Origin of the sequence: Haloactinospora alba, assembly GCF_006717075.1 — a bacterium.
Taxonomy (GTDB): Bacteria; Actinomycetota; Actinomycetes; order Streptosporangiales; family Streptosporangiaceae; genus Haloactinospora; species Haloactinospora alba.
Genome location: NZ_VFQC01000001.1, coordinates 1,064,283 through 1,088,981, shown reverse-complemented (window position 1 = coordinate 1,088,981; position 24,699 = coordinate 1,064,283). Strand labels below are relative to the sequence as shown.

The 24,699-nt window shown below is 65.8% G+C and carries 21 protein-coding genes and 1 tRNA gene; 14 read left to right on the top strand and 8 right to left on the bottom strand.

Annotation, left to right across the window (positions count from 1 at the left end; translation table 11 throughout):
• The first annotated feature begins 1 nt into the window (after window position 1).
• From FHX37_RS04985 to FHX37_RS04965, 5 genes are all read left to right on the top strand, one after another.
• The gene (locus FHX37_RS04985; protein WP_141922379.1) at window positions 2-898 is read left to right on the top strand and encodes a BKACE family enzyme; all 897 of its coding nucleotides are present in this window, start codon (window positions 2-4) and stop codon (window positions 896-898) included.
• A gap of 68 nt (window positions 899-966) precedes the next feature.
• The gene (locus FHX37_RS04980; RefSeq protein ID WP_141922378.1) at window positions 967-1,956 is read left to right on the top strand and encodes a 3-hydroxyacyl-CoA dehydrogenase NAD-binding domain-containing protein; all 990 of its coding nucleotides are present in this window, start codon (window positions 967-969) and stop codon (window positions 1,954-1,956) included.
• Entirely contained in the window at window positions 1,953-2,411 is a 459-nt protein-coding gene (locus FHX37_RS04975) for a thioesterase family protein (RefSeq protein WP_141922377.1), read from the top strand. The genes FHX37_RS04980 and FHX37_RS04975 overlap by 4 nt, the downstream gene beginning before the upstream one ends.
• A gap of 312 nt (window positions 2,412-2,723) precedes the next feature.
• Window positions 2,724-3,257 carry a hypothetical protein gene (locus tag FHX37_RS04970; RefSeq protein ID WP_141922376.1) on the top strand — a complete coding sequence of 178 codons (534 nt, stop codon included), beginning with the start codon at window positions 2,724-2,726 and terminating at the stop codon, window positions 3,255-3,257.
• Between the two features lie 644 nt (window positions 3,258-3,901).
• Window positions 3,902-4,708, top strand: coding sequence for an SAM-dependent methyltransferase (locus FHX37_RS04965; RefSeq protein WP_246062084.1), 807 nt, complete (start codon window positions 3,902-3,904; stop codon window positions 4,706-4,708).
• A 50-nt stretch (window positions 4,709-4,758) separates the two neighbouring features.
• On the opposite strand, the gene FHX37_RS04960 is transcribed toward FHX37_RS04965, so the two are convergent.
• Entirely contained in the window at window positions 4,759-5,763 is a 1,005-nt protein-coding gene (locus FHX37_RS04960) for an ABC transporter substrate-binding protein (RefSeq protein WP_141922374.1), read from the bottom strand.
• A gap of 129 nt (window positions 5,764-5,892) precedes the next feature.
• Between FHX37_RS04960 and FHX37_RS04955 the strand changes: the two genes are divergently transcribed.
• The 4 genes from FHX37_RS04955 to FHX37_RS04940 all read left to right on the top strand — a co-directional run bounded on the left by FHX37_RS04955 (window position 5,893) and on the right by FHX37_RS04940 (window position 9,881).
• On the top strand, window positions 5,893-6,951 hold the full coding sequence (locus FHX37_RS04955) for a FecCD family ABC transporter permease (protein WP_246062082.1): 1,059 nt from the start codon (window positions 5,893-5,895) through the stop codon (window positions 6,949-6,951).
• A complete protein-coding gene (locus FHX37_RS04950; protein WP_141922373.1) occupies window positions 6,948-8,048 on the top strand; it encodes a FecCD family ABC transporter permease in 1,101 nt (366 codons plus the stop codon). The genes FHX37_RS04955 and FHX37_RS04950 overlap by 4 nt, the downstream gene beginning before the upstream one ends.
• 59 nt (window positions 8,049-8,107) lie before the next feature.
• Window positions 8,108-8,965, top strand: coding sequence for an ABC transporter ATP-binding protein (locus tag FHX37_RS04945; protein ID WP_141922372.1), 858 nt, complete (start codon window positions 8,108-8,110; stop codon window positions 8,963-8,965).
• A gap of 481 nt (window positions 8,966-9,446) precedes the next feature.
• The gene (locus FHX37_RS04940) at window positions 9,447-9,881 is read left to right on the top strand and encodes a helix-turn-helix domain-containing protein (RefSeq protein ID WP_211351745.1); all 435 of its coding nucleotides are present in this window, start codon (window positions 9,447-9,449) and stop codon (window positions 9,879-9,881) included.
• Between the two features lie 20 nt (window positions 9,882-9,901).
• On the opposite strand, the gene FHX37_RS04935 is transcribed toward FHX37_RS04940, so the two are convergent.
• The 3 genes from FHX37_RS04935 to FHX37_RS04925 are packed head-to-tail and all read right to left on the bottom strand — an operon-like array spanning window position 9,902 to window position 16,298.
• On the bottom strand, window positions 9,902-14,359 hold the full coding sequence (locus tag FHX37_RS04935) for an ATP-binding protein (RefSeq protein WP_141922371.1): 4,458 nt from the start codon (window positions 14,357-14,359) through the stop codon (window positions 9,902-9,904).
• A gap of 34 nt (window positions 14,360-14,393) precedes the next feature.
• Window positions 14,394-15,110 (bottom strand): 5-formyltetrahydrofolate cyclo-ligase, encoded by a 717-nt coding sequence (locus tag FHX37_RS04930; RefSeq protein ID WP_141922370.1) that lies wholly within the window; start codon window positions 15,108-15,110, stop codon window positions 14,394-14,396.
• A 21-nt stretch (window positions 15,111-15,131) separates the two neighbouring features.
• Entirely contained in the window at window positions 15,132-16,298 is a 1,167-nt protein-coding gene (locus FHX37_RS04925; RefSeq protein ID WP_141922369.1) for a helix-turn-helix transcriptional regulator, read from the bottom strand.
• Window positions 16,299-16,523: 225 nt separating this feature from the next.
• On the opposite strand from FHX37_RS04925, the gene FHX37_RS04920 reads away from it, so the two are divergent.
• The 3 genes from FHX37_RS04920 to FHX37_RS04910 all read left to right on the top strand — a co-directional run bounded on the left by FHX37_RS04920 (window position 16,524) and on the right by FHX37_RS04910 (window position 17,616).
• The gene (locus tag FHX37_RS04920) at window positions 16,524-16,847 is read left to right on the top strand and encodes a recombinase family protein (protein WP_141922368.1); all 324 of its coding nucleotides are present in this window, start codon (window positions 16,524-16,526) and stop codon (window positions 16,845-16,847) included.
• Entirely contained in the window at window positions 16,844-17,161 is a 318-nt protein-coding gene (locus FHX37_RS04915) for a hypothetical protein (RefSeq protein WP_141922367.1), read from the top strand. The genes FHX37_RS04920 and FHX37_RS04915 overlap by 4 nt, the downstream gene beginning before the upstream one ends.
• Before the next feature lie 86 nt (window positions 17,162-17,247).
• A complete protein-coding gene (locus FHX37_RS04910; RefSeq protein ID WP_141922366.1) occupies window positions 17,248-17,616 on the top strand; it encodes an ATP-binding protein in 369 nt (122 codons plus the stop codon).
• Window positions 17,617-17,878: 262 nt separating this feature from the next.
• On the opposite strand, the gene FHX37_RS04905 is transcribed toward FHX37_RS04910, so the two are convergent.
• Both FHX37_RS04905 and FHX37_RS04900 read right to left on the bottom strand, forming a co-directional pair.
• Window positions 17,879-18,814: a hypothetical protein gene (locus FHX37_RS04905; RefSeq protein WP_141922365.1), complete on the bottom strand. Its 936-nt coding sequence runs from the start codon at window positions 18,812-18,814 to the stop codon at window positions 17,879-17,881.
• A 190-nt stretch (window positions 18,815-19,004) separates the two neighbouring features.
• Window positions 19,005-19,076, bottom strand: a tRNA-Asn gene (locus tag FHX37_RS04900).
• Window positions 19,077-19,270: 194 nt separating this feature from the next.
• Here FHX37_RS04900 and FHX37_RS04895 point away from each other — a divergent pair.
• A complete protein-coding gene (locus FHX37_RS04895; protein WP_141922364.1) occupies window positions 19,271-19,588 on the top strand; it encodes a hypothetical protein in 318 nt (105 codons plus the stop codon).
• 6 nt (window positions 19,589-19,594) lie between these two features.
• Entirely contained in the window at window positions 19,595-20,083 is a 489-nt protein-coding gene (locus FHX37_RS04890) for a hypothetical protein (protein WP_141922363.1), read from the top strand.
• 27 nt (window positions 20,084-20,110) lie between these two features.
• Here the strand turns inward: FHX37_RS04890 and FHX37_RS04885 are convergent, their stop codons facing one another.
• Both FHX37_RS04885 and FHX37_RS04880 read right to left on the bottom strand, forming a co-directional pair.
• Window positions 20,111-22,990 (bottom strand): FAD-binding and (Fe-S)-binding domain-containing protein, encoded by a 2,880-nt coding sequence (locus tag FHX37_RS04885; protein ID WP_141922362.1) that lies wholly within the window; start codon window positions 22,988-22,990, stop codon window positions 20,111-20,113.
• Window positions 22,991-23,195: 205 nt separating this feature from the next.
• Window positions 23,196-24,647, bottom strand: a complete 1,452-nt coding sequence (locus FHX37_RS04880; RefSeq protein ID WP_141925022.1) for a glycoside hydrolase family 18 protein — start codon at window positions 24,645-24,647, stop codon at window positions 23,196-23,198.
• Window positions 24,648-24,699: the final 52 nt, after the last annotated feature.

Below are 24,699 nucleotides of genomic sequence, written 5' to 3'. Positions count from 1 at the left end.
TGTGAACGAGACCATGAACACCGATGTCATCCTGACCGCGGCGCTGACCGGCGCCGGCGACACCGTGGGCAAGAGCGAACATGTCCCGGTCACTCCCGAGGAGATCGCCGCCTCGGCGGTGGAGGCCGCCGAGGCGGGGGCGAGCGCGGTCCACATCCACGTCCGCGACCCGGAGACCGGCGCTCCCTCCCGCGACAACGCCCTGTACCGCGAGGTTGTCGAGCGGATCAAGGAAACCGGGATCGACGTCGTCATCAACCTGACCGCCGGTATGGGGGGCGACCTCGTCATCGGCCAGGACGACCCGACGCGGCCGGACGAGGGGACCGACCTCGTCAACGGTCTGGAGCGCCTCCCGCACGTGGAGGAACTCCTGCCCGACATCTGCACACTCGACTGCGGAAGCGTGAACTTCGGGGACGGCAGCTCGGTCTACATCTCCACCCCCGACATGCTCCGCGCCGGGGCGAAGCGCATACAGGAGCTGGGGGTTCGGCCGGAGCTGGAGATCTTCGACACCGGTCAGCTCTGGTTCGCCAAACAGATGCACGCCGAGGGGCTCATCGACGACCCCAGCATGTTCCAGCTGTGCACGGGCATCCCCTACGGCGCTCCCGCGGACCCCGGCGTGCTGCAGTCGATGGTGCGGCTGCTTCCCGCGGGCGCCCAGTGGGCGAGCTTCGCCATCGGGAGGATGGAGATGCCCTGGGTCGCCCAGTCGATCCTGCTCGGTGGGCACGCCCGCGTCGGTCTGGAGGACAACCTCTACCTGAGCCGCGGGGTCAAGGGCACCAACGGGCAGCTCGTGGAGAAAGCCGTGACCATCATCGAGGCTCTCGGCGCCCGCGTGGCCACACCGGACGAGGCCCGCAAGAAGCTGAACCTGCGCAGCGCCTGACCGCCGTGCACCCCTCCCCGGCCCCGGCACGGGCCGGGGTAACGACCGCATCCGACCGAGGACCGACATTGACCGAGAACAGCACGACAGCATCCCCCGACGACGTGGACACAGTCGCCTGCGTGGGCGCGGGGGTCATCGGCGGGGGCTGGGTGGCGCACTTCCTCGCCCAGGGCTACCGGGTGGTGGCCTGGGACCCCAGCCCCGAGGCGGAACAGCGCCTGCGCGAACTGGTGCGGGCGGCTTGGCCCGCCCTCGAACAGCTCGGGCTGGCACCGGGCGCCGCCATCACGAACCTGACCGTCGCGCCGACCCTGGCCGAGGCCGTCGCGGAGGCCGACTTCGTCCAGGAGAGCGCACCGGAGCGCCTGGAGCTGAAACAGTCCCTCCTCGCCGAGATCGACGCGGCCGCGGCCCCGCACGTGGTCATCAGCTCCTCCACGTCCGGTTACTCCATGACCGAGATGCAGACCCGGGCCGAGGCACCGGAACGCCTGGTGGTGGGCCACCCGTTCAATCCCCCCTACCTGGTGCCGCTGGTGGAGGTCGTCGGCGGGGACGCCACCAAGGAATGGGCTGTGCAGTGGGCTTCCGAGTTCTACCGGATCGCCGGCAAGTCCGTCATCACGATGGACCGTGAGCTTCCCGGTTTCATCGCCAACCGGATCCAGGAAGCGGCCTGGCGCGAGGCCCTGCACATGGTCGACAAGGGGGAGGCGACGCCGGAGCAGATCGACCTGGCCATGACCGCCGGCCCGGGGCTGCGGTGGGCGTTCTTCGGCCCGTGCCTCACGTTCCACCTCGCCGGAGGCGAGGGAGGCATGGCCCACATGCTCGACCACTTCGGCCCCTCCCTGCAGGCGCCCTGGACACGGCTGGAGTCCCCCGAACTCACCGAGGGGCTGCGGGACGCCATGGTGGCGGGGACCCAGGAGGTCGCCGGGGAACGTTCCAACGCCGAGCTGATCGAGCAGCGCGACCGGCGGCTCATCGCCGTGATGCGGGCGCTGTCCGAGGTGGACGCGCAGGAGGCCGCCCGGTCCGGGAGTCAGCAGTGACGGGCGGAGCCGCGGCGGAGGACAACGTCACGTTGCGACAGCGCGTCCGCGAGGAGTGGATCGACTACAACGGGCACCTCAGCGAGGCCTACTATGTCCTGATCTTCGGCTACGCGACGGACGCCCTGATGGAACGGGTCGGTCTGGACACCGCCTACCGGCAACGCACCGGGTGCTCGCTGTACACGGTCGAGGGACACGTGCGCTACCTGAACGAGGTCGCGTGCGGGACCGAGGTCGAGGTGGTCACGCGCGTGCTGGATGTCGGGTCCAAGAAGCTCCGGTTGTGCCACGAGATGTGGCGCGGTGGGACGTTGGCCGCTACCGAGGAGCTGATGGCACTGCACGTGGACCAGGCGCAGGGCGCGGCCGTCGGGTTCGACACCGCGACGGCGGAACGGCTGTCCGCCATGGTCGCGGAGCTCCCGGAGTACGCGGGCCGCTCGATCGGCTGACCGGTGAGGGCGGGTGGGGGTCCCGAGTCCACCCGCCCCTACCGGGGATCCCGTGTGTCCTGAGCGTGGAGTGGCGGCTGGGTAACCCGAAGGCTGGCGCACCCTGAACCACACCACCGCCAGCCCCACGAGACCGGCAGTACCGTCCGAGCCGCACTCGTACCCACCCGATAGGGGCACACGGCGCGAAAGCCGCTGTCGAACAGCCGGCGGAAGCCTCGCCCTCCCCGCCGAACCGCACCGGTGTGGTACGGCCCGATACCCTCGGCCCCGCGGCGACACCGGCCTGCGCGCTGTGCAAGGGTGGACAGCGTGCCTCGCTTCCGAATTCCCGCGCTCGTGGCAGCCATGGGCGTGCTGGCCTCCTGTTCCCCTGGTGACGCTCCCGTCGGGGAGGAGTCACCGGAACCGGCGGAGACCATGACGGATCCTCCGGAAGAGTTCCGGGAAGGTTTCGAGACGCAGAGCGGCCTGACCCTCCCCTCCGACGCTGAGAACCCGGAGATCGAGGGGACGCGTCTCGAGGGAGAGCGCCCCTACTACGAGCTTCGCTTCGCGACCACGCGTGGTGGTGCCGAGGTGTTCTGCACCGCGGACAACCTCGGTACCTACCGGGGCGGGGGCGGCCCCACCGACGAGGAGTACGAGCTGTTCTCGGTGCGGGAGGACGTCGAGGACATCGAGATGATCGTCGAGTGCACCGGCGCGCACCCCTCCGACGGGCGCGTGGACCGCGAGGCCCTGGTCGTCCTCCCGGAGGAGGGGCTCGCCGACCCCGGTGGGGAGCCCGACGCTGAGGACGCGGCCGTGGTGTACGCCTACACCGTCGAACTGCCGAACCGTTGATCCGCAGCTCCTGAGAGTGCCCTCCCACCCGTGGAGAATCCGTGTCCCGCCTCCGCCCCTCCACCATCGCGTGGTTGCGTGTGTTCCTGGTACTTCTCTTCTCCGGGGTGTCCACGAGCCAATCGACTGGTTTCTGGCCCTCCCCGCCCTGTTGATCTTCCACCTGTTCGTGGTGCTTCTCGCCGTGCCGCCCTCGTGGTCCCGGCACCGGCCACGTTGGCCAAGTGGAGGAGTCGGAGCGTGTTCTGGGGGTTCTGTTCACGGCGGGCGGTTACCTGCTCTGGACGGTGTCCAACCTGGGCACGCTGGTGACCCTCACCAACCCCACCCGGTGGCCGTGTTCGTGGGATCGACGGCTGTGCTGGTCACGGCGCTTCTGCCGGGAACACGCGCACACTACACGGCCCCGGTCCGCTCCCGGAGCGCATGACCTGCACCAGCTCCTCTCCACCTTCGGGACGCACGAGGCCACCTCACTGATTTCCGGCAAAAGGCTGCCCTGCCCCTGGCGGGAAGAATAGACTTTCCAGCGTACGATCCGGCTTCCCCCCAGAAGAGGTACGGCAATGGATCGCCTTGACACCCCGAAATTCCTGAAGAAAACGGGCGAAAACTACAAATCGTCCGTACCGGAACCGCCCGATATGTCGAAACCGAGCATCGCGCGGGTCTATTCGTACTATCTCGGCGGTAAGGACCATTTCGAGGTCGATCGGGACATGGCGGAGTACGCCGAGAGCGTCGTACCGATCGTCACGGACCTCGCGTTCGGAAACCGCGCTTTCGTGCAGCGCGCCGTCCGCTACCTCTCCGGTTCCGGAATCCGACAGTTCCTGGACATCGGTTCCGGCCTCCCCACGGACGGAAACGTGCACGAGATCGCGCGGGAGGCGATGGACGACGCCCGTGTGGTGTACGTGGACCACGACCCCATCGTGTTGGCGCACGGCCACGCGCTTCTCACCGAGGAGCGCACCACGACCGTCGTCAAAGCTGACCTCACCGCTCCCCAGGAACTACTCGCCATGTGCAGGGACGAGGAGATCCTGGATTTCACCCAGCCGATCGGACTGATACTGGGCGGCATTCTGCACCACCTCAGTGACGAGGAGGAGCCGCAACGAATCACCCGTGAGCTGCGGGACGAACTTCCTTCCGGCAGTTACCTGGCCATCAGCCACTTCCTGCGTCCGGAAGAGGAACGGTTCCCGCAGTGGGCCGCGCAGGCCGACCACCTGCAGGCGGCGTTCCTCGAGAAACTCGGCACGGGCATCTGGCGCGACCACGACGAGATCCTCGCCTACTTCGGTGACTGGAACCTCCGGGAGCCGGGGCTGGTTCCGGTGGACGACTGGCACCCGCTGCCCGCGTCCTCCCGGCTGAGCGGGGAATGCGTGATGCAGCAGCACAGTCGGCACTTCATCTTCGGCGGCCTCGCCCAGAAACCGTGAAAACGGTCGGTTGCCACCGGCCCGGGAACCGAACCGGTGGCAACGTACCGTCACCCCTGCACGTCGAACGTTTCCTCAAGGTCATCCAGAATCGCGTTGGCGCCCTGCAGGCTGACCGAGGAGACCCACCGCACGTCATCCACCTTGTGCTTGGTTCCCTCGAGCTGGTCCCAGAGCGGGTTGGACCGGAACTCCTCCGCCTGGTCCTCGACCTCACCCGTTCCCGCGTCGTACTGGGAGACGAAGATGTGGTCGGCGTCCAGGTCCAGGATCTCCTCCTGGCTCAGGTCGACCGAGATCCCGTCCTCGGTGTCCGGCGCGTCCTCGGGGCGCGGAATACCGGTGTCGGCCTGCACCATGCCGGGGAACGAGGCTGAGGAGTACAGCCGGACCGTGGGCTCGCCGGCGAACCGGGCCAGCGTCATGGTGGGAGCCTCACCGCCGTTCTCCTCCGCGATCGCGTCGCCGACCTCCGCAGCGCGCGTCTCGTAGTCCTCGATCTTCTGCTGGGCCGTGTCCTTCTTCCCGAGCGCCTCCCCCAGCAGCTCGATGTTCTCCTTCCACGTGGCGCCCGTCGTCTCGGAGAACACCGTCGGCGCGATCTCGCTCAGCTGGTCGTAGATGTCGGCGTGCCGGGCCTTCGCGGACACGATCAGGTCCGGCTCCAGTTCGGCGATCCGTGCGAGGTCGGGCGACTCCAGCGAACCGAGCTCCTCGGCGTCGCCGGCGTACTCCTCTCCGGGATCACCCAGGTAACCGGGCATCTCCCCGTCCGGGGTGTAGTACTCGGTGCGCCCGATGACCTCCGTCTCCAAGGCGACAGCGGCGTCGACGTAGCTCTGGTCCAGAGCGACGATCGTGGAGGGTTCGGAGTCGACGCTCGTCTCGCCCATGGCGTGTTCGACTGTTAGCGGGAATCCGGCGGCCTCCCCGCCGCCGGAGTCGTCCCCGCTGCCGCCGTCGGTACCGCAGGCGGTGGCGAACGCGACCGCGGCCGCCGCCGACACGGAAAGCAGCGCCCTGGTGGAGGAACGCGCGGGGCTGGCAGTAGGCATGGGGGTCCCTTTCCTGTCGCAATGTACGTTAGGTTTGTCTAGCCTAATACTGACAGGTTGGTCGTTGTCAGGACACAGGCGGCCCCGGGAACCACCCCGAGGCCCTGCGAACGAGGGGAAGGGTCAGGCGTGAGCGACTCCGTGCTCGCCGAGCGAGAACGCGTCCGGCATCCCGCTCCAGCCGAGCTGCCGCCCCGACGCCGGCAGGCCGTCCTGCTCCTCCCCGCGATCGCCCTGCTGGCGCTGACCGCCCTGGCGAGCGTCTCGCTGGGATCACGGATGCTTCCGCCGGGAGAGGTCCTCGGTGCGTTGTTCTCCACGGACACCAGTGAGGCCAGCACCATCGTCCAGTCGCTGCGCCTGCCCCGGACCCTCCTGGGAATACTTGTCGGCACCGCCCTCGCCGTCGCGGGCGTACTCATCCAGAGCCTCACCCGCAACCCCATCGCCGACCCCGGCCTTCTCGGCATCACCCACGGTGCCGCCTGCGCTGTGGTGGCCAGCATCTACCTCGCCGGCCTCGCCAGCGTCAGCCAGTACGTGTGGCTGGCCATAGCCGGATCACTACTCGTCAGCATGGCGGTGTTCGCCCTGGCATCGGGCGGAACGCGCGGCCCCACACCGGTGACCCTGGTACTGGCGGGGGCGGCGATGACAGCGCTGATGTACGGGCTCACCTCAGCCATCGTGCTGTTGGACAAGCAGAGCCTGGAGGTCTACCGGTTCTGGCGGATCGGTTCCCTGGCCGCGCGGCCGGCCGACGTGATCTGGCAGGTTCTGCCGTTCCTCCTCATCGGACTGGTCCTGGCCGCCGCCCTGACACGCAGCATGAACACCCTGGCCCTCGGCGACGATGTCGCGACGGCGCTGGGCCAGCGCATCAGACTGATCCGCGCTACCGGTGTCCTCGCCGTCGCGCTTCTCACCGGCGGCGCGGTCGCGGCTGCCGGACCGATCGGTTTCATCGGACTGATGACCCCGCACATCGCCCGCGCCGTGACGGGTCCGGACCACCGGTGGCTTACCGTGTACGCGGCGTTCATCGGCGCGGTCGTCATCCTGCTCGCCGACATCGCCGGCCGGCTCGTGACGAGCAGCGGCGAGATCGAGGTAGGAATCATTCTCGCGGTGCTCGGCGCACCGTTCTTCATCATGCTGATCCGGCGACAGAAGCTGATATCGCTATGACCACCTCCCCACCCCGGCCGTCCCCGCCCAGCACCGGCCTCAACCGCCGCGCCCTGCGGATCGGCCCATTCTCCTGGACCTGGCAACCGCGTCCGCTCCTGGTGGCGGCGACCCTGCTCGTGGTGCTCGCCGCGGCCTTCGTCCGGGCCCTGCTCGCCTTCGACGACTACCCCATGGGTGTGGACACGGTGCTGCGCACGCTTGTCGGCGGCGGAGACTCCGGATCGGAGTTCGTCCTCTTCGAACTTCGGATGCCGCGTGCGCTCACCGGGCTACTGGTGGGAGCGGCGCTCGGCCTCGCCGGCGCCATCATGCAGGGGATCACCCGCAACCCGCTGGCGAGCCCCGACACACTCGGCATCACCTGGGGGGCGGCAGTGGGGGCTGTCGCTGTCATCGTGCTCGGCGGCAGCGCCGGCCAGGTCGGTGGTCTCGTCTCCGAGGTCGGGGTGCCGGCGGGAGCACTGGTCGGTGGCCTGGGCGCCGCCGTCGTGGTGTTCGGTCTCGCCTGGCAGTCAGGTGTGGAGAGCACGCGGCTGCTGCTGGTCGGAATCGCCACGTCACTGTTCTGCGCCAACCTCGTGTACTGGGGGTTGAGCCTCACCAACATCCAGGACGCGGCTCGCGCCCAGACCTGGCTCACCGGCAGTCTGCACGCCGCGGACTGGGACCGGGCGGTGCCCGCCGCGCTCTCCCTGCTCGTCCTGCTGCCGACGGCCCTGATCACCGCCCGTGTCATCGGCGCTCTCGGGTTGGGCGACGACACGGCGCGGGGGCTCGGTGTACGGGTGAACACCTCACGGCTGGTCCTGTTGCTGATCTCCGCGTTGCTCGTGTGCGTGGCGACCGCGGCGACCGGCCCGATCACCTTCGTCGCCCTGGCCTCGCCGCAGATGGCGCTGCGGCTGTGCAGGTCCTCCCACCCGCCGCTCGTCACGTCAGCCCTGACCGGGGCCGCGCTGACCCTCGTCGCGGACCAGGTAGCGGCGGGGCTGTTCGCCCCCACCCAGCTTCCGGTGGGGGTCGTCACCTCCGTGTTGGGGGCTCCCTACCTCATGTACCTGATCATCCGCCGTCACCGGGAGGCCCGCCTGTGACGGCCGACCCCGCACACCCTGGAGGTACTGTGCGCCACAACCGCACCACCACGGCGTCCGTGACACAGAGCCGCGGGGACGGCTCCGGCGGTGCTCCCTCCGCACGACTCCACGCCGACAGCGTCACCCTGGCATACGGGGACAACGTCATCGCCTCGGATCTGGACTTCGCCGTCGCCGACCACGAGGTGACCGCCATCATCGGCCCCAACGGCTGCGGCAAGTCCACCCTGCTGCGCGCCCTCGGCAGGCTGCTCCGTCCGGGCGCGGGCCAGGTGCTGCTGGACGGCTCCCCCATCTCCGCGCAGCCGCCCCGCGAGGTCGCCACGACCATAGCGGTGCTTCCCCAGTCCCCCCAGTCCCCGCCCGGACTCACCGTGGCCGACCTGGTGGCGCGTGGCCGCCACCCCCACCAGCGCTGGTACCGCCAGTGGTCCTCCACCGACCACACGGCGGTGTCCGAGGCCTTGGAACTCACCGGGATGCTGCCCTACGCGGAACGCGCGCTGGAGCAGCTTTCCGGCGGGCAGCGCCAGCGGGCCTGGTTGTCCATGGCGCTCGCGCAGGGAACCGACCTGTTGCTGCTGGACGAGCCCACGACCTTCCTCGACCTGGCCCACCAGATGGAGGTGCTGGACCTGGTACGGGAACTCAACAACGAGCACGGCAGGACCGTCGCGATGGTGCTGCACGACCTGAACCTCGCGGCCCGGTACGCCCACCGGCTGGTGGCCATGCGCGACGGGCGTGTGGTCGACTCCGGACCCCCCAGCGATGTGCTCACGCCGGGGCTGATCTCCGAGGTGTTCGAACTGGAGTCCACAGTCATCGCGGACCCGGTCGCGCACACACCGCTCGTCGTCCCCATCGGAGCGCGCGACCGGACCGGGGCCGTGGCGCCTCCCGCGGCCTCCTGACCCGCCTGGCCCTGGTCGGGGCCTCGAAAGCGCCGGGTTCCCCGTCCGCGCCCGGAGAGCCCGGACGAAGGCGGCCGCCTCCGGCATGTTCGGGTGATGGGCGTCGTCCGGGCGCGTGACGACGTCAGCTCCCCGATCACAACACTCGTCCCGTGGTTTCGCCAGGAACGACGGCACGATCGTCTGGAGGATGCCCTCCTGGTTTCACACGGTTGCCACCGCTCCTCGTCCCCGGTCCGCGCGGCCACGGCCCGTGGAAACGCCAGGCACCGGAACCCCTCGGGCGTCGGTCCCCGCCGGGGCGCTCTGCCCTGAATCCCCGGTCACGGACGCAGCCGTGCCCGCACATGCCAGCGGACCCCGACAGCACGGGACGCCGTCCTGACGCCGGTCCGCCACTCACCACCCGGACACAGCTACCGGTGTATCCCGGACGACACCACCCCGGATATCAAAAAAGCCGGGCACGAGGCCCGGCTTGTTGGCTCCCCTGGCAACTCCTGTCTCGAACCCGGCCCGGCAGCGCAAGGCACTGGAGGCGCTGCTGGGCAAGCTCCCTGATGCCTCGGCACCGGTCGCTCCGCGCGAGCGCACAAGCCTCTCCGCCCGCGCCAAGCAGATCAAGAGCGACCAGGCGCGGGAGATCGTCGCCGCCTACGAAGCAGGAGCCACGGTCTACGAGCTGGGCCGGCGCTTCGGCATCGCCCGACAGACGGTGAGCAAGATCCTCAAGCGCCACGGCGCGCAGATGCGCCGCACCGGCCTCTCCCCCGACCAGATCGACGAGGCGGCGCGGCTGTATGTACTGGGGTGGTCGCTGGCACGGATCGGCCGGCGGATGGAGGTCAGCCCGGACACGGTGCGGCTGAGGCTGTTGGAGCGAGGGGTGCGGATGCGGGATCGGCATGAGAGGTGAACCTTCCAACAGGTCGTTTGCTATTGGCGTTCAAATGCGTCAACCAACCTATTGAGATCGAACGCCCCAAACAAGAGAAGTTCATCAATCAAATCCAGTATTTCACTTCTAACAACTCGACTATCTCGCACCTGAGAATAGGCCCGCATCAGAAGTTCACCAACATTCCGGGCGTCGGCAGCCACATGAGTTGAAATGTCGGAAACATCCCTGCCACTGACATCCACGAACCTTCGAGCGCATTTAAGAATCAAGCCATCGACACGATCAGGAGCATGATCCAGTGTGATCAGAAGCTGTGTCACTGCGACTTTGAAAGCAGGAGATTCTATGAGAGCTTCCAGCTCACTTCTAAACGGTCGCAGTGACTTTTCACGCAAAGCTGCGGCCACATTAGAAGCTCCATTTCTAACCTCCTCCTCAGAATCTTCGAAGAACTCCCTGAGTGCTTCTCCGATCATTGAGCTATCGCTTGCGTACGGGAGCATATCTCCACACGCAGCAGCGGCACCTTTGCGAGCTGATACATCCTGGCTCTGCCGTACTTCTATGAGTAGGTCCTCTAGACCCAACTCGGCCGTAGCCCAGGCGGCCAACTTGCCGCCGCACTCTCGAACCTCAGCGTAAGGAGAAGCAATCATCTTCTGGATCACTGGAACAATGACTGAGCTTTCATGATAGCCAACCCGCATAATAAGACGAAATACGTAGCGCGCAGCAAACATGCGATCATCAGATTGAATCAACAGACGAAATGCTGCAATAGCTTCATCTTGCGCGTGACGAAGGCAAGAACTAATGAGGAGAGCCACAGAAGTTCGCACGACAACAGAGGGATCGCTGGCGAGCTGAGATAGGACTGGTGCTACAACTTGCGTACGCTGACCGTCGATATCAGCGGCGACAATCCGCCCCAATGTCTCAATTGCGTGACCACGAGCCGAATTCATTGCTCTCGTCGTCAAACTTTGGTCAAGGTCGTCGTCGGGTAGTTCCTCCGGCCCAGTGCTCACATCTGAGCCATGGAGCGTGCGGTTTACAAAAATCTCAATGACATCATCGGGCATCTCTTCCTTTATGTACACACGGAGAGGCCACCCTAGCCAGCGGCCAATCTCTTCACCTCCAAGCGAATTTATATTTCTCATAGCTTCAAACGCAAGGGTTGGGTCTATCGAAACTTTGCTCGATCCAATACCCCGCAAGATTGCACATGCGTAGGATGGATCATAGCCTCGTGACAGGCGGCTCGACAAGCGAGCGAAACGTTCAGGGTCTGCTTTAACCAACTCCTCCAATACACCCGCAAGCTCATGAGCGCCACCAGTAAAGCTTGTCCAATCTTCCCTGTCAGAGTCATAGCGCTCCATAGCCCCAAGCCACTGATCATCATTCATACGTCTAGCAGATTCGGCCGGAATCGGTGAGCTGATGTAGCCTCCGAACGACTCGGGAGGTCTAACAGTGGGAACTGTCCCAAAGCGACGCCTGAACTCCCCGAGCTTCCGCCTGCCGGCTTCCGATAGCCTACTTTCATCCATCGCGGAAAGAAGGATGTTGGCATACCTACCAGGAGGCATTCCTTCCCAAGAAGGGTGAAGTTCTAGAACTGCGGACTCCAACCTTGAGAAAATGTCATTTGAGATATATTGTTGAATTCCTTTGATGAGTTCTTGGACTGCCCACTCATCCCTCGTAGCGTAAAAGCCGTTATCCCTATCAAGAAGGAGCCTTGCCGCGTATTCCGCATATGTTTCACTATGACCAAGCGCCATATAGAGCAACCGCTGTGCAGTGTCGTGACGATCGCTAGCTAGCTGATTTATCGCCGAACGCGCAGCTTCTGCATCTTGAGCGACGAAAGAACGTAGAGCATTCATGGTGCTGGCAAACAGAGCGCTCCCTACGGAGTGATGTCGACCTTCCATACGGTAGAATCCAAACTGGCGATCTATGAAAACCCCACGGTCGTTTTCGTACTCTGTTATCTCCATGATTTTCAGAAGGTACGGCAGCAGGGACTCGACGAAGTAAGCAGGGCTCTTGGTTGCCGCCGTTTCTATCATCTCAATCAGCCCATGGTCGCGTGACGACAGTGATTCCATTTGACCAGAGTCATCTAGGGCGAGCGCTCCAGGGCGAGCGCTCAAATACGCAACGAGAAGATCGATAGCCCATTCGGGCTCATTATCCGCCAGGTCGCGGACGAATAGGAAGAGCCCATTTTCATAGTTGCTGTATTCGCCCCTGCGAACAGCATTAACAACGAGCTCAAAGAAGCTGCGACTCTCATGAACATTAATGAAGCGAATGACATGCTGAAGCCAGAGACCGTATTCGGGCGCTAGACCCGCATACGGGGATAGAAGCTGCGCCACACGGTCAGGGCTATCCTTTGCACCTCCCAGCATGATTTCTACTGCTCGCCGCTGGATATCAGGAACTCCAGATCTGAGCCATTCCTCTAGCACACCTTCAGAGTCGAGAAGACCGAACCAAGGCAGTGTACGAAGGGTCCACCGAAGTTGATCCGAGAACGACAAATCTTGGTCAAGTAGTCGCTCAACCATTCGCCACTCAGCGGGTACGGGATCCTTCAAGTCGCGAAGGACCGCCATAGTGACATGCTGGATATGGAAGCGGACTCGATGCGATGAAAGAAGACTATCGACCTCCCTTATAAAACGCTGCTGGTCGGCTTCGCGTAGGTACACGAGAACCTGACGGACCTGAGTCCTTCGAAAAAGCTCTTGTTCGTCCTGGGCTAGATACTCAGCTAGAGTCTGCTGCCTACGCTCCCATTGACGTGCGAATGCATAGTCAAAGAAGGACTCATGAAAGAATGAAATTTCCTGCCCTTCGCGAACTAGGACATGCTCGGATGCCATTATTCCCGCGTCGGGGATAAGATCCTCATCGTCTAGAACCGCTGTAGAAGCTACCAGGCGCTGCCTCTGACTCATCTCATCAACAAGGGTGCGAATAACCTTACTAAAATGAACCGTCGAGGATCGGCCACTTTGACAGTCTCGCCTTTTTGTATCCCAATAGGAGTCGAGAAGATCTTTCGCGCTTACAAAAGAAGGCAAGCTTCCGTTGTCAGAAATTATGGTCAACAGCTTAAGATTGAAGGGGGTACTAAGTAGTGCTACTTGTTGCTTACTGAGCAAGCTCGCATTGATACCAAATGAAGCCACCGACCCTACGACCTGCTCTTCTGTAAGCCCCGCAATTTCCACTCGAGCCATATCATGGATTTTAACCAGGGATCGAATGCGGTCATCATTGTCAAAATCGAACCTACGACAAGCCAGCAACACCCTCATGTTCGGGAAAGCAGCAGCTTCACGGACCAGATCATCAACCACATCAAACATACGGGGCATCCGACCCGAGATCTTGCTCACCGCGTCAAGCTGATCGATGACCAACAAGCATGGACGCTCTCTCGCTACTGCCGCCAATGCTGATACTGGTGAGGTACTCAAACCGGACCTCTGACCCAGCTCATACGTTGATGAGAAGGGCTCTTCGCGATCCACCCGAAACGGTAGGACTACCCATTCGTCTGCTTCAGTTTTTTCCACGACATCGTGCAGGACGGTACTCTTGCCGATCCCACCTGCCCCCACAATGAAAACAGACCTTCGCTCATTGATTATGTGGGTGGCGATCTGATCAGTCTCAGCTCGATAAATTGGAGGGGATATTTGGTCGCGCTCAATGTTCGCCTTCCAGCTAACCAGCCTTTCTTTGATCAGCCTTGACAGCGGAAGGGAACCGAGGATTCCTGAAAGAGAAAGCTCGTAGTCGGACAGGAGCTCGACTATTGCATCATAATCAAGGACAGTAGCAAGATTTTCGACTATCAGATCACCCAGCGACACTGAAGCAGCAGGAGCTGGCGCACCCGACAGAAGTAGGCCGCAATATGCAGAGTTAAAGTTCCGCACATTCCTCTCACTGGTCGTATCAACCCAGATTCCGCGTAGAACATCCCATGCCACTTTTGACGAGCCATACACAGACTTCGAACTAAGGTAGTTGAAATCTTTCTCCAGTTTATCCGTGGACAATGTGTCAATGAATGTGTTTACATCCGGAGAGTGGCGAGCGCGCTCAGCCAGCCGATCAAGACTAACAGCAGGAATGGTTGAAACAAAATGAAACTCCCTTCCCGCTTCCACGTGATTTCGAGCAGCTTCCAACACGCCCTTGGCCCGCAAGTCCCCGAGCTTCCACTCGCCGGAGATTCCATGCTTCCTCTTTACCTGGTGCGCTTCAACTGAATTATGGCGACGCAGAATGAACTCCACCCCATCACCCACATCGCCGAGCGGTTCAACGGTTAGAGACTCAGCCCGTCCAGCAAGGACTTCAAGAAGATGCATGACAGTCCAGGCACCTTCGTAATGATTTCCAAGTTTGTCGGCTTCGCCACCACTTCGAGCACCCACGGTCAAACTCTCCTGCGGCAAGAAATCAGCATGTATTAATTATAGCTAACGAGAGCTAATATTCATATATTTTCTTCAATACCGGAATCTCCCCCACCTTCTCCGCCGTCAAGTTCTCCCACACGATCCCGCTCGGGCGTCGACGTTGCTCGCACTGGATCACCTCGTCCGGCGTGACGATGAGGTCGACGCTGAAGTCGTGCTCCGTCTCGGGGATCTCTTCGTCAATCACCTGGAGCTGGTGTACCGGCGCCACGATGGTCGTCTCCTCGGTGACGAGTCCGGCCTCAATGAGGAGTGCTACCTCAAGGTCGGAGTAGCCGGCCCCCTTGCCGATGCGGGCTCCGGAGCGGTTGACGGCCACGCTGCCGCAGACCACGACATCGATGGGCTGCATCGCCTCGACACCAACGTTGTCGGCGACCTGTGCAGCTTCTCGGCTTTGGGCGGCTTCTTCGGGCGGCAGACCCAGCGTGTCGGGGTCGAGCAAGTAGAAGGGTTTAAGGCTGGCCATGCGCGGGACGGCCATGTAGAGGAGCTTGCCGTCCTGGAGCGCCCGGGTGCGGACGGGGAGTTGCGCCCAGTCGGGGTTGGCCTTGATGGTGCGGGCGTCCTTCCAGACCTCCAGTTCGGCCAGGCGTTCAGCCGTCGCCTCGGCGCCGTGGAAGCCGGGGATGGTGCCGTAGGAGTCGTCGGGAACGACGCCTTGGGTGAGGAGATGGCGCCATACGCGGTCGCGCACTGCGGCTTTTGCCTGGTCGAGGGTGGTCATGCGCGCCTACTGTCGTTGCTGCTAGATGGCTGCCATCAGGGCGAGGAGCCGGTCCTGGACGTCGTGGACCCACGGCTCGTGGCGCCAGGGGCGGAGCTCCTGCCCTGCGGTGAATGCCAGGTTAAGCCCGCCACCGCCCCGCGTCAGCTCGACGGCGTCGATGGTGCGGTGCATGGTGGTCGCGGCTTCGTCGAGCTTGTGCTGCCGGATGAGGGCGAGGGTGAGGTTGCCGTAGGCGATGGCCTGGCTCTTCTTCTGCTCGGCGAGGGCATGGGAGGTGGTGCGCAGGAGGGGTTCGGCGCGTTCGGGGCGGCCGAGGAAGAGATAGCAGGATCCGGCGAGGCGGTGGAACTCGGTGCGGGTGTAGTACTCCGCGGCCACATCATGGGCGCTGGGGCGGTCGAACTGGGCTTCGGCCTTGGCGAGTGCCTGTTCGCAGGCGGCGTGGTCGCCCAGCATGGCGCGACCTTCGGCGACGTGCAGCAGGGAGAGCCCGGTCAGTGCCGGGCTGACGGGGGTGGCGATCTCGGCGGCGCTGGCAGCGAGGATGGTGCCGTGCTCGGGGGATTTGTCGCCGTAGAGGGCGAGGTAGCTCTTGCGCAGGGTTGCATACGCTTCGGTGCTCGCATCGCGGGCCTGGCGGGCTGCCTCGATGGCCTCGTCCAGGTAGGCGAGCGGTGCGGCGTGGTCGCGGCGCTGGCTGACGTCCCAGACGAGCTGGCTCATGATGGTGGCCGACTCGGCTTCGACCTCAAGCAGGGCTTTGCGGACGCGCGGGTTGGCGGCGTTCTCGCACAGGAACCTCACCTGACCGTGGAGCTGGCCGGCGGAGCTGAGCAGCGCGGTGGAGGGCACCGTGTGGTACTGCTCGTCAACTTGGCGGATGTGCTCGTGCAGCGAGGCCACGGCCACGAGATCGACCTGCGAGGGGTGTTCCAGCACATATTGCATGCGTTCGCCGGGCTGGGCCTGAGGGACGGTCACGTCATCGAGGAGTGTCCGCAGCTCTTCGGGCGTGACTTTCAGGGCGCGGGCGAGCTTGGGGCGAATCCATGGCTGGGGGTCGGTTTCAGCCCTCTCCCAGCGCACTACCGTGGAACGCTCGACGCCGAGGAGTTCGGCCAGCTTCTCTTGGCTGTAGCCCGCCGATTTGCGATGCTGAGACAGCCCTACGCGCCTGGCCGCCATGGCTATTTCCTCCAGGGGTAATAGGGGCGGTCCCACCTTAGTCAGGCCAGGGCGTATATGCCCAGTCCAGGGCCACCTCTGCGCCATTTTTGCCTCAGCCCTGCACCCCTTGTGCTCTGGGTTTTTCCAGGTCAACCCGCTTTTCTGGCCACCAGGCCGGTCCACCGGCGCACGCCGGGCACCGCCGCTGAACCGGTTGGCCCTTGACCTGGAGGAGTCCCGAACGTGCAGCCCACAATGTACGGCTATATGCGCGTGGCAAACGATCATGCCACGAATGACGAATTGCTCCGCATAAAGCATGAGTTGACCGAATACGCCACTCGTGAGGGATTCTGTCTCGGGGAAGTGTTCGCCGAAGGCACCACGTGTTCGGAGTCGGCGTTTCACACGCTGCTGGAGGCACTCAAGCGCCACCGCGTCAGAGATGTCCTGGTGCCCTCGCTGTGGCACTTCGCCCGACTGCCGGGGCTGCAAGACGCCATGCGCCAGCACATCGAGCACGAGACCGGAGCCCGTATCTGGGTGGTGCAGGGGCAGCACCGATGAACCAGACCACCGCCCCCGCCGCACTCGAGCGCCTCCGCCGCCACCTCTACGAGGCGGGTGTGCAGGTGGCGACCGACCATGACGGCCTCACGCTCGTCTTCCTGCACGCCGACTGCGTCAGCATCTCCGCCACCGCGCAGCGCTACCGGATCGAGCACCTCGATGATGACGGCGAAACTCGCCGTGCCATCACCCTCGCCCATGCCCGCATCGACGACGCCGTCCGGCTGGTGCGGGCGTATCTCAGCACGCGCCATCAGCACGCGAGACCAAATCGGCCGGCCCGGCTTCCCCACGCGGGAGGGCGGTCGTGATGGCTCGGGGTTCTCCGCTTCCAGCGCCATCCATCCAGCACGGAGCGAGCGAACCGGTGCTGGCCCTCGGCCTTCCCTTGATCGCGATGCCTACGGCGGTGCCCATAGCCCGGGAGTTCACCCGCAGAACCCTGGAGCATCTGCCGCAGCGTGAGGCCGCCGACAACGCCGAGCTGATCGTCTCCGAACTGGTGAACAACGCCATCGGCGCCACTGGGATCACGGCGAACACGTCGCTGGCCGACGCCACCCGCTACCACCTGATCCGGCTGACCCTCACCCTGAGGCGCGAGGTATTGCTCATCGATGTGTGGGACGGCCAGAACGGCCAACCCACTCTCACCGCGCCAGAAGACGACGCAAAACACGGCCGCGGCCTGCTGCTGGTGGACGCACCAAGCCAGGACTGGGCACGATCCCTTCCTCTGGCGGTGGCAAGACGGTCTGGTCTCTGATCGCCCCCGACGGCGATCCGCCGGATCACGGGCGAGGGAAAGCAGCGGGGACGCCTACTGCTCCCACCGAATTCCTACGGCGCACGCCGCGCCCATAGGGCGAGGACACTCCCTGGCCAGTGGCCCGACCCACAGCAACCATCGGCGAAGCGCACCTGCGCCGGGTGATCGGGGGCTTGCAGCATCTGTAGTGCACGCACGGGCACCAACGATGCGCTCCGTACGAAAGAAGCACGGCCATCGACGCTCCAGGCCGCCAGTGCTATACCTCGGTTCCGTCAGTCGCGCGCTCTCGAAACACCGGTAGTAGGTCTCCGAGATCGATCAGCTCGACATTGGCGGCGGGGCCGTTGGCGAAGTCGCAGACTCGGACCTGCCGACTGCCGAAGCGCTCATCGAACTTCTGACGGAGGTGCGGGGACGCCCGGCTGAGCCCCCAGTCCGCGGAGGTCGTGCTGCTGCGCAGGAAGTGAATAGGCTGCTGACCGACGACGTAGAGCTGAGCCCGGCGGTCGGTTTCATCCAGCGCCAAGTGCACCAGATCCTGGAACACACCCCGCTTGCGCATCGCATCCCGGCCCTTCCACACGGCGACCTTGAACTCGGCGACCCGGTGGTCGGTCTCCACGTCGAACGTGCGGCTGGGATCGTTGCCCGCTCCCAGCGAAGGCCGCACTGTGACCCGCTCGGCTTCGTCTAGGATGAGCGGAAGAACCTGGGTGATGGTGGCGGCGTGGATGATGTCGCTGATACGTCCGGCATGCTGCCGGATCAACAATGCGGCCTGGAGCAAGTCCTCACTCAGGGCAGAGGCCAAACCGACATCCTCGGCAGTATTCCGGTCCACCCCCTGGAGTCGGCCCTCCAGGCGTGCGATGTCCTGCGTAAGAGTCCCGGAACCGGTGAAGGCGATCAGTGTCCGCAACGCCTCGGCCGGGGCGGCAAAGGCGTCCTCTGCTGCAACAGCGCTAACGGAAGTGGCGAAGCCGAGCCGATCGAGGTGGCGGAGTGCGGTGTGCGTGGTGAAGTCGGCACGACTCACATGAAGCACTTCATGCAGTACCTGCTTCGGCGGCCAGCGACATCCGTTCACCTCCACCCAGTGCTCATGGAGCGGTTCGGGGGTACGCCCCTCCATCCGTGCCTCGACTTCGGCACGGTCGATCCGGTACTCGTCGCCCTTCAACCGGAACCGCACTCAAGGCCCTTCCTGGTTACGGGAATCCTCGGCAGTCAACAGCATTCCCCCCAGAGCGTCGAGTGCGCGATGACCGAACCCCGGCAGCGGCGAACCTGGGCCCCATCCTCAACGGTGCAGACGGGATCGCTCACCTGCAGTCCGTCGTCGAAACGAGAAAAGCCAGGCCCCGTGGGCCTGGCTTCAGAAGCTCCCGCGACTGGATTCGAACCAGTAGCCTGTCGGTTAACAGCCGACTGCTCTGCCCTTGAGCTACGCGGGATCGCGCTGGTGCGGCTGCCTTCCGGGTGTGTTCCCTCGGCAACCACCAACAGCTTAGCGCATTCGCGGGGGTGGTTGTGACATGGTTTCGTCGCCGCGGACCCGCGACCGACACGGAACCGCTCCGCGCTCCGCCACCAGCGCCACACGCGGTAGCGTTGGAACCACGATCACCAACGACGTCGCGAGGTGTCCATGCGTTACCGGATCACATTCCTCACCGGCCTCGCCGTCGGCTACGTGCTGGGGACGAAGGCGGGCAGGGAGCGCTACGAACAGCTCGCCCGCACGGCGCGGCGCGTCGCCGACAACCCGTCCGTGCGGAGAACGGCCGAAACCGTACGCACCCAGGCCACAGCGGCCGGAAGGACCGCCCGCTCCAAGGCGGGCGAGAAACTTCCCGTGAGCTCGGTCACGGACTTCCTCGCCCGCCCGACCGAGGAGGAGAGCGCCGAGCTCAACGGCACACGCAACGGGACCGGGGGCACACGGCCCGACAACGGCGGCAGGTAACCGCTCATGCGACTGCTCCGCCGTGCGCGCCTGCCCCGCGACGTCCGGTCCCGGCTGCGGCTGGCGCCGGGGGAACGGATCCTCGCACACGCCGAGGCGGAGGGCGGCACCCTCGTCGCGACGACGCGCGCCCTGCACCTGCCGGAGGGGCGCGCTGTGCCGTGGGAACACATCGACCGCGCCCGCTGGTCCGATGAGGGGTTCACCTTCACCGAGGAGGGCTCCGGCGACCTGACACTGTGGGTTCCCCGTCCGGGTCGGTTGGCCGAGGCGGCCCACGAGCGGATCACCGCCACCATCGTGGTGAGCCGGTACGTCAGCCTCACCGACGGGACGGACGGCCGTGGTTTCCGGCTCGTGGCGCGCAGGCCGCCCGGCGGCTCGGACATCACCTGGCGTGTCCATCTCGACGAGGGTGTCGACCCGCGGGACCCCCACGTCGAGGAGCGGGTCTCCTGGGCGTTGTCGCAGCTGCGCGAGCAGCTGGGGATCTGACCTCCCGTTTCCCCGTTCCGGAGCTCCTCACCTCAGCTCCCGCGCCAGGACTTCGGCGAGGTGCGAGGCCGAGCGGCCCGTCTCCTGGTCGATCTGGGTGCGGCAACTGAACCCGTCCGCCAGCACCAGGGTCTCCGGGCTCGTCTCGCGCACTCTGGGGAGCAGGACCCGCTCACCGACCGCCGTGGAGACGTCGTAGTGCCCCTCCTCGAAACCGAAGTTCCCGGCGAGTCCGCAGCATCCGGAGTCGAGGACCTCGCCGTCGATGCCGGCGCGGCGCATCAGTTCCCGGTCGGCGTCGAAACCGACGACAGCGTGCTGGTGGCAGTGCACCTGGCTGAGGGCCGACACCCCGAGACGCGGCGGTTGCCAGTCCGGGGCATGGGCGGCGAGGAACTCCGCGAGGGTGTACACCGACCCCGCGGCCCGGGTGCTGCGCTCCCCCGGCACCAGCTCCGGCAGATCGCTGCGGAGTGTTGCCGTGCAGCTCGGTTCCGCTCCCACTATGGGGGTTCCCGCCGCGAGGTGGGGGGCGAGGGTTTCCAGAGAGCGGCGCATCACCGCGCGTGCGACGGTGAGCTGGCCCGTCGACACCCAGGTGAGACCGCAGCACACCGGACCGCCGGGGAGCACAGCCGCGAATCCCGCGTCCTCCAGTACCCGTACCGTCGCCGCCAGCACCCGGGGTTCCAGGTAGTTGCCGAACGTGTCCGGCCACACCACGACGGGCTGCCGGCCTCCGGAGGGTGCGCTGTGCCGACGGAACCAGCGGGTGAAGGTGGTGCGGGCGAACCGCGGGAGCTGGCGCTGCCGGGCGATCCCCGCGAACCGCTTCAGCAGCCCCGCGGCACCGGGAACGGCGCTGGCCCGGTTCACCTCGTGGGGAGCCAGTGCCGCCAACCGTGCCCACAGGGGAAGCCAACCCATCGAGTAGTGGGAGGCCGGCCGTAGCCGTCCCTGGTAGTGATGGTGCAGGAACTCGGCCTTGTAGGCGGCCATGTCGACGTTGACGGGACAGTCGCTGCGGCACCCCTTGCAGGAGAGGCACAGGTCGAGACTGTCCCGGACCTCCTCGGACCTCCACCCGTCGGTGATCACGTCACCGTTGAGCATCTCGAACAGCATGCGTGCCCGGCCGCGTGTGGAGTCCTTCTCCTGACGGGTCACCATGTAGCTGGGACACATCACCCCGGGGCCGTCGTCCCGTCGGCACTTGCCGACCCCCACACAGCGACGCGTAGCGCGCGCGAAGTCCCCCTGGTCCTCGGCGTAGGCGAACAGGGTGGCCGGGCTGTGGGCGGGCGCGGCGACACGCAGGTCGGCGTCGAGCGGTTTCGGGTCGACGATGACTCCGGGGTTCATCCGGCCTTCCGGGTCCCACACGGCCTTGAAGGCGGAGAACGCCTCCCGGAGGCGCTGGCCGTACATCCGCGGCAGGAGCTCCGAGCGGGCCTGGCCGTCACCGTGCTCTCCGGACATGGAACCGCCGTGCGCCACGGTGAGGTCGGTGGCCTCCTCCATGAAGGAGCGGAAGTCGCGCTGCCCGCGCGAGCTGGCCAGATCGAAGTCGATGCGGGCGTGCAGGCACCCCTCCCCGAAGTGGCCGTACACCACGCCCGTGCGACCATAGCGTTCCATCAGCTGGTCGAAGCCGCGCAGGTAGGAACCCAGACGGTCCGGCGGCACCGCCGCGTCCTCCCACCCCGGCCACGCTTCGGAGCCGTCCGGGGCTCGTGTCGCGATTCCCGCCCCTTCCTCACGGATTCGCCACAGGGCCCGGGTCTGCGCCGGATCGGTGACCACGGCCGCGTCCAGCGGCCGTGCCGCCCCGCTCAGGCCGTTCAGCACGGCACGGCCCGTCTCGGCCGCGTGCCTGGGGTCCTCGCCCGCCACTTCCACCAGCAGCCACGAGCTTCCCCGCGGCAGGGCGGCGCTCGCACGTGTGGAGCCGCCCACGTTGGCGACGAGCTGGTGGTCGATTCCCTCGATGGTGTGCGGACGGTGCCGCAGCAGGTCGGGGACCGCGTCGGCCGCCGTCGGGGCGTCGGGGTATCCCAGCACCACCAGCGCACGGCTGGTGGGTGCGTCGGTCAACCGCACGGTCGCGTTCAGCAGGGTCACACAGCTTCCCTCGGTTCCGGTGAGCGCGCGGGCGACGTGGCCGCCGTTCTCCGGGAGGAGGTGGTCGAGGGCGTATCCGGACACACGGCGCTGCAGCTGTGGCATCCCCGTGCGCAGGTCCGCCATGTGGGCGTTGGTGAGTGCGCGTAGCGCGGAGTACACCTGCCCCGTCCTGGTGGGCAGGTTCGCCAACCGCTCCCACTCCCGCTCCGGGGTGGCGCCCACGGTCATTCGGGTGCCGTCGGGCAGCAGCACGTCCAGCGACTCGACGTTGGCGGCGGTGGTGCCGTGGGCGACCGAGTGCGACCCGCACGCGTTGTTTCCGATCATCCCGCCGAGGGTGCACCTGTTGTGGGTCGAGGGGTCAGGACCGAACGTCAGGCCGTGCGCTCCTGCCGCGGCCCGCAGGTCGTCTAGGACGACTCCCGGTTGCACCCGCGCTGTGCGCGTGGCCGGGTCGATGTCCTCGATGGCGGTGAGGTGGCGGGAGGTGTCGATGACCAGACCGGTGCCGATGGCGTTGCCCGCGATACTCGTTCCGCCCCCGCGGGGGGTGAGCGGGATCCCGTGGGTGTGGCACGCCGCCACGGCAGCGACGACGTCGTCGAGGGTGCGCGGGACGACGACGCCGAGGGGAACATGCCGGTAGTTGGAGGCGTCGGCGGTGTACAGGGCCCGGGTTCCCCGGTCGAACGCGACCGTTCCGGACACCTCCGCGCGCAGCTCGTCACGGAATTCCTGAGTGGCGGTGGGAGACGCGTCCGGGGCGGTGTTCGGCTCGACCATGCTCCCACCCTGACGCGAGGCGCATGTGGTGACAACCGTGCCACTACCCGTTGGGGATTTCCCCACGGGGAGACGGGGCGTGGGGCACTGCGGGAGCCGCCCCATCCCCACGGGCGCAGCGTCCCGACAGAACGGCACCGCCCTTCGGCGCGGTCGAACGCCGCGGACGTCGGCCCCGGAACGGTCGACGGCCCCTGTCGTGCGCCTACCCGGGTTCCGGGGAGCCGTCCGGGGTCTGCTCCCCCTCCCGCTCCGGAGACGGACCCGACGGCTTCCGCGTATCGACACTCGGGCTCGGCTCGGGCCGCTGCCCTTCCAGCGCCTCCTCCATGGCCGCAGTGAGCTCACCGTTCGCGTCCATGTCCAGGTTCCACAGCATGAGGCCGCCCAGGCCGTTCTCACGCACGTACTCGCCCTTCATCGCCACGACCTCGGGGGTGTCGTAGCTCCACCACTCGTCGCCGTCGATCAGCCAGTAGGCGCCGTTCACCGGGTCCATGAAGCGCCTCCCCTCCCGCTTCTCCAGCGCGGCGTAGGATTCCGTGGAACCGCCGTAGCCGCCGTCGGCGGCGCCGGTCGCCCGAACGAAACGCGCGGGGCCGTCAGCGCGTACTCCCGACCAGCCGCGGCCGAACCCGGGGAACCCCAGTACGAGTTTCTCCGGGGGCACTCCCAGGTCGAGGTACTGTTGCACCGCCCGTTTCGCGCTGGCGGAGTTCGGGGCGTTGTCGGGCGCGTAGAGCTGGGAGTGGTGGTTGGTGACCTCGCTCCACGGTCCGCTGAAGTCGTAGCCCTGGACGGTGGCGAAGTCCAGCTCGTCGAACGCGTCCGCCTCGTAGCTGTCCGCGATGGTCTCCTCACCACTGGCCACCGAGGCGGTCAGCGCGTACTCCTCACCAGTCTCGGAGCCCAGCTCGTCGAGCTGGCGCCGGAACTCCCGCACGAGCAGGGTGAAGTTGCGTTTGTCCTCCTCGTGCTCGATGTTGTCCTCGTGTCCCCGGCCCCCCGGCCACTCCCAGTCAAGGTCGATCCCGTCGAAAACGCCGGCGGCCGCGCCCTCTCCTCCCTGCGGCTCCCCACCGCGCACGGGGAGGTTCCCGCGCAGCCACAGGTCGATACACGAGGACACGAACTCCCTGCGTGACTCCTCGGTACGGGCGGCACGGGAGAAGTAGGTGGACCAGTTCCATCCGCCCAGGCTGATACTGGCGCGCAGGGCGGGGTGTTCGCTTTTGAGCTTACGCAGCTGCCCCAGGCTTCCCGCGAGCTCCTGTCGGTAGTCGTCCGCCTGCCCGTCGACGCTCTCCTCCGCCGAGTAGCGGCGCTGGTAGATCTCCCACGCCTGGTTGGAGCCCTGGGGAATGTGGCACTTGCCCTCGGAACTGACGTCGCCGAACGCCCACATGAGGTGGGTGAGCTGGTCCGCCGCTCCGTTCTCGGCGATGTCCGCGATCGTGTAGTCGCGGTTGGCCGTGTTCCAGTCCGCGAAGTAGCCGACGCGTTCCCCGCCGGAGACGCTCTCCCCGCTCGTGTCGCTGACGACGGTGAACGCGCTGAAGAACAGCGCTCCCAGGACCGTTGCTGTGGTCCACCCGAGTGGGGTACCCGCCCACCGCTCCCGGCGGGATGGAGCCAGCCGCCACTTCCGTGATGACATCATCACAAAAAGTAGCAACCTCGTGCAGGTCGGGGGAAGCGACACGGGCTTC

Excerpts from the sequence above, each read along its gene's own strand:
- FHX37_RS04965 (WP_246062084.1), top strand. The coding sequence starts at position 3,902 with ATGTCGAAACCGAGCATCGCGCGGGTCTATTCGTACTATCTCGGCGGT.
- FHX37_RS04960 (WP_141922374.1), bottom strand. The coding sequence starts at position 5,763 with ATGCCTACTGCCAGCCCCGCGCGTTCCTCCACCAGGGCGCTGCTTTCC.
- FHX37_RS04950 (WP_141922373.1), top strand. The coding sequence starts at position 6,948 with ATGACCACCTCCCCACCCCGGCCGTCCCCGCCCAGCACCGGCCTCAAC.
- FHX37_RS04930 (WP_141922370.1), bottom strand. The coding sequence starts at position 15,110 with ATGACCACCCTCGACCAGGCAAAAGCCGCAGTGCGCGACCGCGTATGG.
- FHX37_RS04925 (WP_141922369.1), bottom strand. The coding sequence starts at position 16,298 with ATGGCGGCCAGGCGCGTAGGGCTGTCTCAGCATCGCAAATCGGCGGGC.
- FHX37_RS04915 (WP_141922367.1), top strand. The coding sequence starts at position 16,844 with ATGAACCAGACCACCGCCCCCGCCGCACTCGAGCGCCTCCGCCGCCAC.
- FHX37_RS04910 (WP_141922366.1), top strand. The coding sequence starts at position 17,248 with ATGCCTACGGCGGTGCCCATAGCCCGGGAGTTCACCCGCAGAACCCTG.
- FHX37_RS04895 (WP_141922364.1), top strand. The coding sequence starts at position 19,271 with ATGCGTTACCGGATCACATTCCTCACCGGCCTCGCCGTCGGCTACGTG.
- FHX37_RS04890 (WP_141922363.1), top strand. The coding sequence starts at position 19,595 with ATGCGACTGCTCCGCCGTGCGCGCCTGCCCCGCGACGTCCGGTCCCGG.
- FHX37_RS04885 (WP_141922362.1), bottom strand. The coding sequence starts at position 22,990 with ATGGTCGAGCCGAACACCGCCCCGGACGCGTCTCCCACCGCCACTCAG.
- FHX37_RS04880 (WP_141925022.1), bottom strand. The coding sequence starts at position 24,647 with ATGTCATCACGGAAGTGGCGGCTGGCTCCATCCCGCCGGGAGCGGTGG.